Here is a 13735-nt window from a genome sequence, read left to right as displayed (position 1 = left end):
CGGGGCCCCCGCGTGCCCCGGGCCCCCCCCCCGGGCCCAGCCCCCCCACGCGGGGGGGGTGTGGGCCGGGGCCCCACCGGGGGGCGCCCCGGGCCGGTGCCGTGCGCGCCCTCGGGGTGGGGCCGGGTCGGACCCGGCGGAGGGTGAAGGTGTCGCCCGGGTGGCCGGCGTCGGCGTCGGCGTCGGCGAGGCCTCCGGAGAGCTGGTAGAGGGCGCCGTCGGGGCGGGCGGGGATCCCGTCCCGGGCCCCGCAAGAGGGGAGGTCCGCCGCCCGACGGGGGCGCGGGCGGCGGACCCGGCTCCGGTGGTGGTGCGTCAGGCCGGGAGGTTCCACTTCTGGTTGGCGGCGCCGTTGCAGTCCCAGATGCCGAGCTGGTTGCCGTTGTTGGTGGCGAAGCCGAGGTCGTCCAGGCAGCGGCCGGACTGCGGATTGTAGAGCGAGCCGTCGGAGCGGGCCTGCCACTGCTGGGCACCGGTGCCGTTGCAGTCGTAGAGCTGGACCATGGTGTGGTTGGCGGTGCCGCCGCCGGCGACGTCCATGCACTTGCCGAGGGCGCGGACGGTGCCGTCGACGCCGATCCGCCACTTCTGCGCGACGGAGCCGTTGCAGTCGTAGATCTGGACGGGGGTGCCGTTGCCGAGGTTGGCGCCCTTCACGTCGACGCACTTGTTGGCGTAGCCGGTGATCTGGCCGGTCGGGCCGGCCGGCGGGGTGGCGCCCAGGATGACGCGCGGGAACATGACGCTGTCGCCGATGCCGCAGGCCGCGGAGACGCTGCCGTCCCCGATCGCCACGCCGCCGATCGCGGGGCGGGTGAACTGCACGGTGTGGGTGGAGTTCCAGTAGTAACAGGTGGCGGTGACGGTCCAGGTCTGCATCGGGTCGAGGCCGCTGCAGCTGCCGATCGCGCTCCAGCCCGCGACGTAGGCGCCGCAGGAGGGCGCGGCCTGGGCGGAGGTGGCGGGTGCGGCCAGGGCGGCGGCCCCGGCGAGCAGGGCGGTGGTCAGCAGGGCGGAGGTTCGGCGCATCGGGACGGTGGTCCTTCCGGTCGGCGAATCGCGTCAACACGACGTCTGTGCACTGGTGGTGACTGTGCGGCAGTTGTGTGGGCCGTGTAGAAGAATCGGGGTTCGCCGGGTCACCGTCAAGCTCTCGTTCAAGGCGAGCTTCAACGGATTCACGCCAGCTGTTCGGGCAACGGTCGCTCGGACGGCCCGGAGCGCGACGCCCGGAAACGCGGAACGGGCCCCGCACTCCCCACCACAGGGGAGCACGGGGCCCGTTCGGCGAAACCGGGGCCGGGGGCCGGGAGACCGGGACGGCCGTCAGTCGAACTTGCGGCGCTGGCGCCCCGTCCCGTAGTTGCCGCCGGACTGGGAGCCGCTGCCCGGCCGGGCCCGGCCGGAGGAGCGCCCGATGAACCCGGCGGCCTGCGGCCGCTCGCCCTGGGTGGCGGCGCCGAGGCGCTGCTTGGGGCGCGGGCGGCGCGGGTTGCCGTTCATGTCGACGTCGGCGGGCAGCCCGGAGCGCTTGGCGGGGCGGCGGCGCGGGTTGCCGGACTTGCCGGCGCCCTTGCCGTCGGCCGAGGCGGCCGGGGCCGCGGGCTGGGCGGCGGCCGGGACGACCAGCGCGACCGCGACGCCGCTGGGGGTGCGGGCGCCGGTGATCCGGGACAGCTCGGCGTCGCCGGGGCGGATCTTGGTGACGGTCGGGCGGATCCCGGCGACCGTCATCAGCCGGTTGACCTCGCGGCGCTGCTCGGGCAGGACGAGGGTGACGACGGTGCCGGACTCGCCGGCCCGGGCGGTGCGGCCGCCGCGGTGCAGGTAGTCCTTGTGGTCGATCGGCGGGTCGACGTTGACGACCAGGTCGAGGCCGTCGATGTGGATGCCGCGGGCGGCCACGTTGGTGGCGATCAGCGCGGTGACCTCGCCCTCGCGGAACTGGTCCAGGACCCGGTTGCGCTGCGGCTGGGACTTGCCGCCGTGCAGGGCGGCGGCCATCACGCCGGTGGCGCGCAGCTGCTTGGCGAGCCGGTCGGCGCCGTGCTTGGTGTGCACGAACATGATCACCCGGCCGTCGCGGGAGGCGATGTGCGCGGTGGCGGAGGCCTTGTCGGTGGGCTCCAGCTGCAGGACGTGGTGGTCCATGGTGGTGACCGCGCCGGCCGAGGGGTCGACCGAGTGGGTGACCGGGTCGGTCAGGAAGCGCTTGACCAGCCGGTCCACGTTGCGGTCCAGGGTGGCGGAGAACAGCATCCGCTGCCCGCCCTCGGCGACCTGCTCCAGCAGCCGGCTGACCTGCGGGAGGAAGCCCATGTCGGCCATCTGGTCGGCCTCGTCGAGGACCGTGATGGCGACGTCGGACAGGTTGACGTCACCGCGGCCGATCAGGTCGTCCAGTCGGCCGGGGGTGGCGACCAGGACCTCGGTGCCGCGGCGCACCGCGTTGGCCTGCCGGCTGATGCCCATGCCGCCGACGACGGTGGTGATCCGCAGGTTGACGGCGGTGGCGTACGGGGTGAGCGCGTCGGTGACCTGCTGGGCGAGCTCGCGGGTGGGCACCAGGACGAGCGCCAGCGGGTGCCGGGAGTCGGCGCGGCGCCCGGCGGTGCGGGCGAGCAGCGGCAGGCCGAAGGCGAGGGTCTTGCCGGAGCCGGTGCGGCCGCGGCCGAGGACGTCGCGCCCGGCGATCGAGTCGGGCAGGGTGGCGGCCTGGATCGGGAACGGCTCGGTGACGCCCTCGCGGGTGAGCGCGGAGAGGATCGCCTTGGGCAGTTCGAGCTCACCGAAGGAGGCTGCCGGGGGCCGGGCCGGGGTGCCCTCGACGACGGTGAAGTCGGCGGGCTCCGCCACGGCGGTGCGGGTGGCCTTGGGGGCGCCGGTGCGGCCCCGGGGCTTGCGGGTGCGGTCGGCGGCGGCGCCCTCCCCGGTGCGGCGGGCGCGCTCGGGGTTGTCGCCGGTGCGGCGGGGGCGGCCGGTGCGGCCTTCGGCCGTGCGGTCGCCGGTGCGCGCGGCGGAACGGTCGGTGGTGCGGTCGCCACGGTCGCGGGGCGTGCGGGCAGGGGTGGTCACGGGTTCTCCGTACGTCGGTCGGCAGCCCGCGTTCGCGGACTGGTCGGCCGTCTGAGTGGAGTGCGCCGCCCCGGCCGTACTGCGGCATGAACGAGGGCCCGCACCGCCGAGCGGTACGGGCCCCCGCTTCACGAGATCACAGGATCACGTGTCAGCTGAGAGGCTGAACGTCAGGCGATGACCTGGATGTTCTCGCCCTGCGGGCCCTTCTGGCCCTGGGTGACGTCGAACTCGACGCGCTGGCCCTCGACGAGCTCGCGGAAGCCGTTGGCCTGGATGTTCGAGTAGTGGGCGAAGACGTCCGGGCCGCCGCCGTCCTGCTCGATGAAGCCGAAGCCCTTTTCGCTGTTGAACCACTTCACGGTGCCGGTAGCCATAACCGTCTCCTCATACTTGGGGCATCAGGGACCCACACCTCGTGAGTCCCCAAGTAGCCGCGATCCCCATCCGGAGACTGAAACACCGGACAAAACAAATGCGCCTGTTGGTTGGTACCAGCAGGCGCACACACACGTTCATGGGAACCAAAACTGCAACTGCTTCGACTGTAGCACGGTCGCACCCCGATTGACCGGGGACTTTTCTGCTCGACAGATCACGTTTGGCCCCCCTGGAAAGAGGGGACGGCGCCCCGCCGGAGCGGGGCGCCGTCTGCTGTGCGGCCCGTCGCCGGGCCCTCGGGTCAGTGCCGGCCGACCGGCTCCGGCGGCATGGTGCTGCCGACCCGCGGGGCGTGGCCCTCACTCGGACGGGCGTCACCGCCGTGGCCGGGCCACCACGCCTTGTTGCCGATCAGCGCGGTGAGCGCCGGGGTGAAGAACATCGCCATCACGAAGGCCGCCAGCACGATGCCGAAGGCCATGGCGAAGCCGAACTCCAGCATGAAGCTGTTGCCCGCGAGCATGAAGGTCCCGAACGAGGCCGCCAGGATGAAGCCCGCCGCCGCGACGGTCGGACCGGCGTGGCGCAGCGCCTCGCGGGCCGCCTCGCGCGGGGTGCGGCCCGCGCGGGCCTCCTCGCGCAGGCGGGCGATGATCAGGATGTTGTAGTCGGTCCCGATCGCCACCACGAAGAGGTAGATCAGGATCGGCATCATGAACATCAGGCCGGTCTCGTGGCCGATCTTCTGGAAGAGCAGCGTGGCGGCGCCGAGGGTGGCGCCGAAGCCGAGGCCGACCGAGGCCATCAGGTACCAGGGGGCGACGACGCTGCGCAGCTGGAGCGCCAGGATGAGCAGGATGAGCAGCCCGGCGATCGGGAAGACCAGCTTGTAGTCGTGGGTCATCGCCAGGTTGATGTCCTTGAACACCGAGCTGAGGCCGCCGACCTTGGCCTCGGTGCCGGCCGGGGCCTGGGCGTGGGCGACCGCGCGCAGTTCGGTGACGGTGGCGATGGCCTCGTTGCTGGAGGGCTCGTCCTTGAGCATCACGGTGAACTGGGCCGTGGTGCCGTCGTCGCTGATGGTCTTGTTCTGGCTCGCGGCGGTCGTGGGGGCGGGTGCGAAGACCTGGGCGACGCCGGCGACGTGGAGCTTGTCCGCGTAGGCCGGGAAGGAGGCCGGGTCGAGCTTCCTGCCGTCGGTGCTGCTCAGGAAGACCTGGCTGGGGGAAGCGGCGCCCTTGGAGAACGCGGTGGACATGGTGTCCTGGACGACCATCGACTCGACGGTCTTCGGCATCGAGCCGCTGGTCATGTCGAACAGGCCGTTGTAGCCGAGGGCGCCGAGGGTCAGGGCGACCAGCACGCCGCCGGAGGCGAGGGCGGTGAGCGCCGGGCGCTTCTCGACGACCCGGCCGAGCGCGGTGAAGCGCGCGTCGCCGGGCTCCCGCATCCACTTCTTGCCGGGCCAGAAGACGGCCCGGGCGGGGATGACGGCGAGCAGGGCCGGGGCCAGGGTGACGGAGGCGAGGGCGGTGACGACGACCGCGATGGCCAGCGCCGGGCCGAGGGCCTGGAACATGCCGAGGCTGGAGAGGACCAGGGCGGCGAAGGCGATGGTGACGGCGCCGGCGGCGGAGGCGATCGCCTCGCCGACCCGGCCGACGGCGTTGACGACGGCGGACTTGCGGTCCTCACCGGCCCGCAGTCGTTCGCGGTAGCGGAAGGCGAGGAAGAGGAAGTAGTCAGTGCCGACGCCGAGCACGACGACGATCAGGATCGGCGTGAGGATCGCCGTGCTCTTGAGGTCGAAGGCCTTGGTGGCGTAGTTGATCAGTCCCATGGAGGTCGGCAGGGCGATGATCAGCGAGACCAGGATGGGCAGCAGGCCGGCCAGGACGCTGCGGAAGATGATGCCGACGATCACGATGACCAGCACCAGGGTGGCCATGGTGATGAGGCCCTCGGTGTCGCTGGAGGACTCCTGCTGGTCCAGGGTCTGGGCGGCGGAGCCGCCGAGCTGGAACTTGAGGCCGGTGGGGCCCGCCAGGTCCTTGCCGTCGCTGCGCAGCGCCTTGGCGACGTCCGCGACCGCCTTCGGGTCCTGCTGCTTGTCCTTGGCGATGGCGACCGTGCCCAGCGCGTACTTGTGGTCCTCGGAGTAACCGAGCTTGTCGGCGGGCGGGTTGACCGCCTCGACGCCGTCGATCTTCTTGGCCGCGAGGTCCTGGGTCAGCTTGCCCATGGCCTTGGTGTCGGCGTCGGTGAGCGCGGCGCCGTCGTTGCGCTCGAAGAGGATGAGGGCGTCCGGGGTGAAGGCGGCCGGGAAGGCCTTGGCCTGCACCTCGGCGGCCTGGATGGACTCGTAGTGCTTGGGCAGGAACGACGCCTCGTCCGTCTGGGAGCTCACCTTGGGCGCGGATATGAAGATCGCGACCATGGCGACGAGCCACGCGGCGATCACCCACCACGCACGGCGTACGGCGAATTGTCCTAGTCGGTGGAACATGCTCGATGCCTCCTGGGCATGGTTCACCGCAGCCCTTGGGGGACGGGACGCTGGGCGACGGCAGGACCGGGCCGGACGCGCACTGGCGTCCACTAGCCGGTCGGCAGGTAAGTAGGTCTGGGCGTCATCCTACGAGTACGTGCTCGCCGTGCGGCAAGAAAGCCCCCGTGGTCCAACCCCCGTTGCGGGGCCACCCCGAACCGGCCCCGCCCCAGTCTCTCGCGGCCGCGCTGCCGTTGGCCTCGTGCTCCGGGTGGAGCCTTCTCCCCCTCAGGGTGGAGTCCACCCCCTACCTCGGAGGAGGAGGCCTAGGGGTAGCGAACCAGGGGAAACCCCCACGGCACCGCCCGGCCGCCCCGGGGCGCGCTCCCCCCGCCGCTGCGGGGCCCGCTCGCCCGGCCGCCGCGGGGCGCGCCGCTCCGTGCGTCATGATGATCACCGTCCGGAATCCCCCGGATGAACACCGGCGGAACGGAGCCCAGCCATGATCCCCTTCGACGAGGCCCGCGCCCGGCTGCTGCTCACCGGGGCCTGCGCCGCCGCCGGACTGCCCGCCCCCGACGGGGCGCGGCTGCTCGCGCTCGGCGAGAACGCCGTCTTCGACCTCGGCGACCCGGCCGTGGTCGCCAAGGTCGGCCGCGGCCCCGGACTGTACGACCGGGCCCGGCGCGAACTGACCGTCGCGCACTGGCTGGCCGGGCAGGGCATCCCGGTGGTCCGCCCGTACGAGCGGGTCGAGGCCGGGCCGCACCGGGCCGACGGCCACCCGGTCACCTTCTGGCACCGCCTCGCCCCCGCCGTCCGGCCCTCCCGCCCGGCCGACCTCGCCCCGCTGCTGCGCGCCCTGCACGCCCTGCCGCTGCCGCCCTTCCCGCTCGACGGGCGCGACCTGCTGGCACCGGTGGAGCGCTGGCTGGCCTCCGCCGAGGGGCAGGTCGACCCGGCGGACGTCGCCTTCCTGCGCGAGCGCCGGGACGCCTTCGCGGCCGCCCTGCCCGGCCTGGTGCCGGAGCTCGCGCCCGGGGTGATCCACGGCGACGCGCTGCCGCGCAACGTCCACGTCGGACCGGACGGGCCGGTGCTGCTCGACCTGGAGACCTTCTCCCGGGACCTGCGCGAGCACGACCTGGTGGTCCTGGCGCTCGCCCACGACCGCTACGGGGTGCCCGAGGAGGACTACCTGGCGTTCACCGCGGCCTACGGCCGGGACGTGCGCGACTGGTCCGGCTTCGCGGTGCTGCGCGGGGCCCGGGAGACCGCCAGCGCCTCCTGGGTCGCCCAGCAGGCGGCCGGGAACCCGGCGGCGCTCGCGGAGTTCCGGCGCCGGGTCGACTCGCTCCGGGAGGGGGCCACCGGGGTGCGCTGGTACCCGTTCTGACGGCGGGCCGCCGCCTCCTCCGCCGCTGCCCCCGCCGCCTCCCCGATACCTCCTCCGGGCGGCGGAGGCCGACCCCGGCGGGTGTGAGAAGACTCTTAAGGCGGAACGGTCCGGCGCGCAACCGGGACACGTACGATCGGCGTCCTATCGCACAGTCATCCTGACCGAGGGATCGGCCTCCGGGATCGGCCCCCTTCTCGCCCCTCAGGAGCCGCCGCCATGCACCGGACCCCCACCCGTCGCAGCCCCCTCCGCCCCCACCGCAACCGGCTGCTCGCGGGCTGCATCGCGGTGGCCGCCGTCCTGGGCCTGTCCGCGTGCGGCACCGCCAGCGGGGCGCTCCAGCCCACCGCGACCGCCACCACCCCGGGCGCCGCGAACACCCCGGGCACCGGGAACGGCACCGCGGCCGGCACCGCTCCGGCCCCCGGCTCGGACGCCGCCCAGCCGCGCACGCCCACCGCTCCGGCCGACCCCGGCCGGGCCACGGCCACGGCCACCGGCAAGCCGGTCGGCACCACCCCCGGCGCCACCACCGGCGCCCCCGGCACTCCCACCGGCACCCCCGCCGCGCCGCCCGCGCACCCCGGCCAGGCCACCAAGGTGATCGGCTCCACCGCCTCCGGCGGCCGCACCGTCGCCCTCACCTTCGACGACGGCCCCGGCCCGGCCACCGGCCAGGTCCTCGACCTGCTCGCCCAGTACCACGTCAAGGCCACCTTCTGCGAGATCGGCCAGAACGCCGCCGCCAACCCGGCCCTGGTCAAGCGGGTGCTGGCCGAGGGCCACCGGCTCTGCGACCACAGCGTCCACCACCCCCAGCCGTTCGAGAAGCTCCCGCACGACAAGGCGGTGTACGAGATCTCCGCCGCCCGCGACATGATCGTCAAGGCCGGCGGGCCGGGCACCCGGATCGGCTGGTTCCGCGCCCCGGGCGGCGGCTTCAACGCCGACAACGAGCACATCGCCGCCGGGCTCGGGATGGACTCGCTCGGCTGGTCCGTCGACCCCCGCGACTGGTCCCGCCCGGGCGTGGCCGCGATCGTCTCCACCGTGCAGAGCCAACTCAAGCCCGGCGGCGTGATCCTGATGCACGACGGCGGCGGCGACCGCAGCCAGACCGTGGCCGCGCTCAAGCAGCTGCTGCCCTGGCTCGTCGCCCAGGGGTACACCTTCGACTTCCCCGCCGCGTAAGGCCGTTGGACCGCGGCCCGTAGGGTGGGCGGCCGTGACCGACACCGCCGCCCTCGTCGCCGCCGTCCCCGGCCTGGCCCGCCACCTGCGGCCCGCCACCCTGCTGCACCCGTACGCCGACCCCGGCGGCGACCCCGGCGACCCCGGCGACCCCTGGGCGAGCCGGATCGGCGGCCCGGCCCAGTGGCCGAGCGGCGAGCCCTGGCCGCACTGCACCGCGCGCCACCCCGAGGAGGAGGACGTCCTCCCCCGCAGGGCCCCGGAAGCACCCGCCGCCGCGACGGCGCTGGTCCCGCTCGCCCGGATCCGCGCCGAGGACGCCCCGCACCTGCCCCGGCCGCACGGCACCGACCTGCTCCAGGTGCTCTGGTGCCCCAACGACCACGACGACATCCAGGGCGAGCGCTACTACTACGGCCCCGCCGTCGAACTCCACTGGCAGCGCGCCGCCGACCTCGCCCCGGCCACTCCCCCGCCGCCCCGCCACAGCGCGCCGGAGTACCTGCCGCGCCCGTGCGCGGTGCGCCCCGAACAGCTCCTCGACCTGCCCGACCGGGACGAACTGCCCGCGGAACTCGCCCGCGCCGTCGAGGAGTTCGCCGAGCGGCTGGGCATCGGGTACCAGCGGGACCTCGGCCGGGCGGACGGCTGGAAGCTGGGCGGCTGGCCGTCCTGGCACCTCACCGACCTCGTCCCGGTCGACTGTGGCCGCTGCGGCGCGCGGATGGCGCACCTGCTGACGGTGGAGAGCGGCGGGGATCCGGACCTGTCGGTCGGGCGGCACGGGGAACTGCACGTGTTCGCCTGCCCGGTGGACGTGACGCACCCGGTCGGACTGGACCTCCAGTGACGGACACCGGGCCGCTCGGCCGAACCGCGGCCGAGCCCGCCGGCCGGGCCCGTCAGCCGAACCGGCGCCGGTAGACCTGCCGGGAGCCGCCCTCCGGCCCGGGGGCCGCGGCCTCGGCCGGGGTGAAGCCCAGCCGCTCGTAGAACACCCGGGCGCCACTGGCCACCGCCCCGGGGTGGTCCGGGCCGAAGGTGACCACCTCGACGGTGGCCGGGGCGCGGACGTGGCGGCGCAGCGCGTCCTCGACCAGCGCCCGGCCGACGCCGGTGCCCCGGGCGCGGTCGGCGACCACCAGCCAGTGCAGGTGGTGCGGCCCGTCCTGCGCGGGGCCGAACAGCAGGCCGCCGAGGAGTCCCGCGGTGGACTCGGCGACGGTCGCGGTGCCCCGGGCGACGGCCTTCTCCACCGCGCGGTGGAAGCCGGGCTCGGCCACCATCGGGCCGAACCAGTGCTCGACCTCGGCGGCGAGCACCAGGAAGCCGGGCAGGTCCGCCGGGACCGCCGGGCGCACGGGGTGGACGGGGTGGACGGGACGGTCCGGGCGTACCGGGTCCGCGGCCCCGGTCATCCGGACGGTCGGGACGGCCAGCGCGGGTCCACCACCGCGAGCGGGTCCTTGCCGCGGCGCAGCCAGGACTGGAGGCCCTCGGCCCAGTCCCGGTACCAGTCGATCTGGCGCCGGTGCAGTTCGGCCGGGGCCACCTCCCCCACCTCGGCCGGGTAGCGCCCGGCCAGCGCGACGGCGACCCGGACGGCGGCCAGCGCGTCGCTGCCCGCCTCGTGGGCGTCCGTCAGCTCCACCCCGTACACCTCGCAGACCCGTTGGAGGGTGCGCGAGCCCTTGCGGTACTTGTCGACCGCCCGGTCGATGACCAGCGCGTCCAGCACCGGCCCGACCGGGGCGCCGAGGCGCTCGGCGAGCGTGGGCAGCCCGTGGCGGCGCAGCTCGGCGTCGAGCAGGGACAGGTCGAACGGGGCGTTGAAGGCCACCACGGGCCGGCCGTCCGCGATCCGCGCGCAGAGCGCCGCGGCTATCTCCTCGACCGCCTCCTTGGCCTGCCGCCCCCTGCTGCGCGCCAGGGTGTCGCCGATGCCGTGGATCGCCTCCGCCTCGGCGGGGATCGGCACCCCGGGGTCGAGCAGCCAGTTGGCGGCATCCACCCGGACGGCGCCGACGGTGTCCACGAGGGCGGCCGTGACGATGCGGTCCACGGCCGGGTCGGTGCCCGTGGTCTCCAGGTCGAAGCCGACCAGTGGCTGCTGCCACCAGCTCATCAGGTGTGTCCTTCCGTCCTCCGGCGAAACAGCCCCTATCATCACCCGCCCCACCGACAACCCGGCCGTCAGGGCGGCCGGTCCGGGGGTGGCCGGGGGGCTTCCGGGGGGCTTCCGGGGGCGCTGCGGGGTGCCGGTCGGCCGGCTGCGGGGGCCGGCGGAAGGTCCAACTCCGCTTGCCCGGAGCCCGGTTGGCCGGTCGACCGGGCCGGAGGCGAGGAGGTCGGGGGACGCCACGACCGCTCGGCCCCGGCGCGCGCAGGTGCGCACCGGGGCCGAGCGGCCGAGCGGCCGAGACGGATGACGACCGGTGGGTCGCCGGCCGGACGGCCTACCGGGCCGCCGCCCGGCCGGCGAGGGCGACCCGCGCGGACAGCGTGCTGGCGGCCACGGCGAGCACCAGGCAGAGCACCGCGCCGCCGGCCAGCGGCAGCCAGGGCAGCCGCAGGGCGACGCTCGCCTGCCCGGCCAGGACGCGGTGGTTGAGCAGGGCCGTGGTGCCGTACTGGGTGAGCGCGGTGACGGCGAGGGCGAGGACCGCGGCGGTGGCCACCACCAGGGCGGCCTCCAGGGCGACCATCCCCAGCACCTGGCGGCGCACCGTCCCGGCCAGCCGCAGCACGGTGAAGTCGCGGCGGCGGTCGGCGGCGCTCATCACCATGGTGTTGACGATGGCGATCAGCGCGTAGAGCAGGGCGGGGCCGAGGATGGTGGTGGTGGCGATCCAGGCGTAGTGGGCGTTCGGGTCGGGGCCGGGGTCGCGGGCGTCGGTGAGGACGCCGCCGAGCCGGTCGGCGGGTTCGGCGCTGAGGTGGACGGCGCCGGGGCGGGCGCCGTCGAGGTGGCCGGTGACGGCGTCGCCGCTGAGCAGGACCTCGTCCAGGCCGAGCTGGGTGCGGTAGACGAGGGCGAGCCGCAGGCCGGTGACGGTGCCGTCGGCGAGGCGCAGGTTGACCTGGTCGCCGACCTTCCAGCCGTGGCCGCGGGCCTGGTCGGTGGAGGCGGCGAGGGTGGCGCCGTGCAGGTCGGCGGCGGTGCCGTCGACGGCGGGCAGGGTCCAGGCGGTGGCGAGGTCGCCGTCGACGACGGTGGCGGCGGAGGGCGCGCTGGCGGGCGAGTCCTCGCCGTGGTCGTCGAAGGCGGGCCGGTCGGCGCCGAGGCCGGTGACCACGGTGGAGGTGGTGGCGGTGGCGTGCAGGTCGGGCCGGCCGGCGGTGAGCCGGTGGGCGGCGTCGGCGGGCAGCGGGGCGGCGCCGGGGCGCAGCACGTAGCGGGCGGCGGCGGTGGCCCCGGCCTGGGCGGTCATGGCGTCGGCGAAGGCGGCGGTGGAGCCGACGGCGGTGCCGGCGAGCGCGATGGTGAGGAAGGCCGGGGTGGCGGTGGAGACGGTGCGGCGCACGGCGGTGAGCGCGTTCTGCCGCGCGAGCAGCGGGGCGGCGGCGGTGAGCCGGGCGAGCGGGGCGCTGAGCAGTCGGACCAGCAGGGGCACGACGACGGGCGCGAACAGGGCGAGGGTGGTGATGGTGGCCAGGTCGGCGCCCATCACCCACTGGGAGGCGAGCTGCGGGTCGTCCGGCTGGTCGCCGGGGGCGGGCGGCAGCGACGCCGCGGACAGGTAGTAGGAGACGACGCCGACCAGTCCGAGCAGTCCGAGGACGGCGAAGGCCCAGCGCGCCCCGGTCATCACCGTACGGTCGGCGGCGGCGTCGCCGAGCGCCTCGACGGCGCGCACCCGCCCGGCGCGGACGGCGGCGGCGACGGCGCCGAGCAGCGCGACCGCCAGGCCGACGGCGGCGGCCAGCAGCATCGGGCCGGCGGCGGGCCGGGCGGTGAAGCCCTCGGGGGCGGCGCCGCGGGCGACCAGCCAGGAGGCGAGGGCGGGGGCGCCGGGCAGCGCGAGCAGGCAGCCGCTGACGGCGGAGGCGAGGGCGACGACGACGGCCTCGCCGGTGATCAGCTGGACGATCTGGCGGGGCGTGGCGCCGACGGCGCGCAACATCGCGATCTCCTGGCGGCGCTGGGCGACGGCGAAGGCGAAGGTGCCGGCGACCACGAAGACGGCGACGAAGGCGGCCATCGCGGAGGTGAACTGGAGCACCTTGTGCAGCGAGGGCGCGCCCAGCGGGGAGTCGTCCCCGGCGGTTTCGTTGAGCAGGCTGCCGGTGGTGGCGACCAGGGTGACGCCGAGGGTGAGGGCGACGTAGGAGCCGGCGAAGGCGGCCTTGCGGCGGCGCAGGCTCGCGGCGGCGACGGGCAGCAGGGTCCCGAGCGAGGTCATGCCGGCGTCCCCGCCGTCTCCAGGGCGGTCATCCGCTCGGCGACCTGCTGGGCGGTCGGGCGGGGCAGGTCGTCGACGATCCGGCCGTCGGCGAGGAAGAGCACCCGGTCGGCGTGGGCGGCGGCGACCGGGTCGTGGGTGACCATGACGGTGCTCTGGCCCTCGCGGTCGACCAGGTCGCGCAGCAGGGCGAGCACGTCGCGGCTGCTGGAGCTGTCGAGGGCGCCGGTGGGTTCGTCGGCGAACAGCATCCGGGGCTTGGTGATCAGGGCGCGGGCGATGGCGACGCGCTGCTGCTGGCCGCCGGAGAGCTGGGAGGGCAGGTGGCCGGCCCGCTCGCCGAGGCCGACCTGGGCGAGCGCGCGGTGGACCTCGGCCCGGTCGGGACGGCGCCCGGCCAGGCGCAGTGGCAGGCCGACGTTCTGTTCGGCGGTGAGCGAGCCGACCAGGTTGAACGCCTGGAAGACGAAGCCGAGTCGCTGTCGGCGCAGGACGGTCAGCTGGGTCTCGGTCAGCCCGGCGAGGTCGGTGCCGTCCAGCACGACCCGGCCGCGGTCGGGTCGGTCGAGGCCGGCGCTGCACTGCAGCAGGGTGCTCTTGCCGGAGCCGGAGGGCCCCATGACGGCGGTGAACGTGCCGCGGTCGAAGCCGACGTCCACCCCCCTGAGTGCCCGGACGGCCTCCGGGCCGGTGCCGTAGGTGCGGTGTACGTCTTCGAGGCGCAGTACGGCCCCGTCATCCCCCGTGATCTTCACGGGGGCTACACCTACCACGGCCACGACCGCCCTGACCAGGGGT

Annotated in this window: 11 protein-coding genes; 3 read left to right on the top strand and 8 right to left on the bottom strand. The window is 75.2% G+C overall.

Annotation, left to right across the window (positions count from 1 at the left end; translation table 11 throughout):
• Window positions 1-315 precede the first annotated feature (315 nt).
• From ACFC1T_RS19415 to ACFC1T_RS19400, 4 genes are all read right to left on the bottom strand, one after another.
• Complete coding sequence (locus ACFC1T_RS19415; protein ID WP_375890131.1) at window positions 316-1029, bottom strand: ricin-type beta-trefoil lectin domain protein; 714 nt, start codon at window positions 1027-1029, stop codon at window positions 316-318.
• Between the two features lie 297 nt (window positions 1030-1326).
• Window positions 1327-3075, bottom strand: a complete 1749-nt coding sequence (locus tag ACFC1T_RS19410) for a DEAD/DEAH box helicase (RefSeq protein WP_375890130.1) — start codon at window positions 3073-3075, stop codon at window positions 1327-1329.
• Window positions 3076-3245: 170 nt separating this feature from the next.
• Complete coding sequence (locus ACFC1T_RS19405) at window positions 3246-3452, bottom strand: cold-shock protein (protein WP_196949043.1); 207 nt, start codon at window positions 3450-3452, stop codon at window positions 3246-3248.
• A gap of 305 nt (window positions 3453-3757) precedes the next feature.
• Window positions 3758-5893, bottom strand: coding sequence for an MMPL family transporter (locus tag ACFC1T_RS19400; protein ID WP_375890128.1), 2136 nt, complete (start codon window positions 5891-5893; stop codon window positions 3758-3760).
• A gap of 553 nt (window positions 5894-6446) precedes the next feature.
• On the opposite strand from ACFC1T_RS19400, the gene ACFC1T_RS19395 reads away from it, so the two are divergent.
• From ACFC1T_RS19395 to ACFC1T_RS19385, 3 genes are all read left to right on the top strand, one after another.
• Complete coding sequence (locus ACFC1T_RS19395; protein WP_375890126.1) at window positions 6447-7340, top strand: phosphotransferase enzyme family protein; 894 nt, start codon at window positions 6447-6449, stop codon at window positions 7338-7340.
• A 219-nt stretch (window positions 7341-7559) separates the two neighbouring features.
• A complete protein-coding gene (locus ACFC1T_RS19390; RefSeq protein ID WP_375890124.1) occupies window positions 7560-8534 on the top strand; it encodes a polysaccharide deacetylase family protein in 975 nt (324 codons plus the stop codon).
• Window positions 8535-8568: 34 nt separating this feature from the next.
• Window positions 8569-9384 carry a hypothetical protein gene (locus tag ACFC1T_RS19385; RefSeq protein ID WP_375890122.1) on the top strand — a complete coding sequence of 272 codons (816 nt, stop codon included), beginning with the start codon at window positions 8569-8571 and terminating at the stop codon, window positions 9382-9384.
• A 52-nt stretch (window positions 9385-9436) separates the two neighbouring features.
• Here ACFC1T_RS19385 and ACFC1T_RS19380 read toward each other — a convergent pair whose 3' ends face one another.
• The 4 genes from ACFC1T_RS19380 to ACFC1T_RS19365 form a co-directional block, all read right to left on the bottom strand.
• Window positions 9437-9952, bottom strand: coding sequence for a GNAT family N-acetyltransferase (locus tag ACFC1T_RS19380; RefSeq protein ID WP_375890120.1), 516 nt, complete (start codon window positions 9950-9952; stop codon window positions 9437-9439).
• Window positions 9949-10659 carry an exonuclease domain-containing protein gene (locus ACFC1T_RS19375; protein WP_375890118.1) on the bottom strand — a complete coding sequence of 237 codons (711 nt, stop codon included), beginning with the start codon at window positions 10657-10659 and terminating at the stop codon, window positions 9949-9951. The genes ACFC1T_RS19380 and ACFC1T_RS19375 overlap by 4 nt, the downstream gene beginning before the upstream one ends.
• Before the next feature lie 331 nt (window positions 10660-10990).
• Complete coding sequence (locus ACFC1T_RS19370; RefSeq protein WP_375890116.1) at window positions 10991-12937, bottom strand: FtsX-like permease family protein; 1947 nt, start codon at window positions 12935-12937, stop codon at window positions 10991-10993.
• On the bottom strand, window positions 12934-13692 hold the full coding sequence (locus ACFC1T_RS19365) for an ABC transporter ATP-binding protein (RefSeq protein WP_375890114.1): 759 nt from the start codon (window positions 13690-13692) through the stop codon (window positions 12934-12936). The genes ACFC1T_RS19370 and ACFC1T_RS19365 overlap by 4 nt, the downstream gene beginning before the upstream one ends.
• Window positions 13693-13735: the final 43 nt, after the last annotated feature.

Origin of the sequence: Kitasatospora sp. NPDC056076 (genome assembly GCF_042266305.1) — a bacterium.
Classification (GTDB): Bacteria; Actinomycetota; Actinomycetes; order Streptomycetales; family Streptomycetaceae; genus Kitasatospora.
The sequence above is the reverse complement of the archived record's forward strand: the minus strand, read 5'-3'. Positions and strand labels throughout refer to the sequence as shown.

Bases quoted from the DNA above. Each gene is read 5' to 3' on its own strand.
- ACFC1T_RS19415 (WP_375890131.1), bottom strand. From the start codon at position 1,029: ATGCGCCGAACCTCCGCCCTGCTGACCACCGCCCTGCTCGCCGGGGCC.
- ACFC1T_RS19405 (WP_196949043.1), bottom strand. From the start codon at position 3,452: ATGGCTACCGGCACCGTGAAGTGGTTCAACAGCGAAAAGGGCTTCGGC.
- ACFC1T_RS19400 (WP_375890128.1), bottom strand. From the start codon at position 5,893: ATGGTCGCGATCTTCATATCCGCGCCCAAGGTGAGCTCCCAGACGGAC.
- ACFC1T_RS19395 (WP_375890126.1), top strand. From the start codon at position 6,447: ATGATCCCCTTCGACGAGGCCCGCGCCCGGCTGCTGCTCACCGGGGCC.
- ACFC1T_RS19390 (WP_375890124.1), top strand. From the start codon at position 7,560: ATGCACCGGACCCCCACCCGTCGCAGCCCCCTCCGCCCCCACCGCAAC.
- ACFC1T_RS19380 (WP_375890120.1), bottom strand. From the start codon at position 9,952: ATGACCGGGGCCGCGGACCCGGTACGCCCGGACCGTCCCGTCCACCCC.
- ACFC1T_RS19375 (WP_375890118.1), bottom strand. From the start codon at position 10,659: ATGAGCTGGTGGCAGCAGCCACTGGTCGGCTTCGACCTGGAGACCACG.
- ACFC1T_RS19370 (WP_375890116.1), bottom strand. From the start codon at position 12,937: ATGACCTCGCTCGGGACCCTGCTGCCCGTCGCCGCCGCGAGCCTGCGC.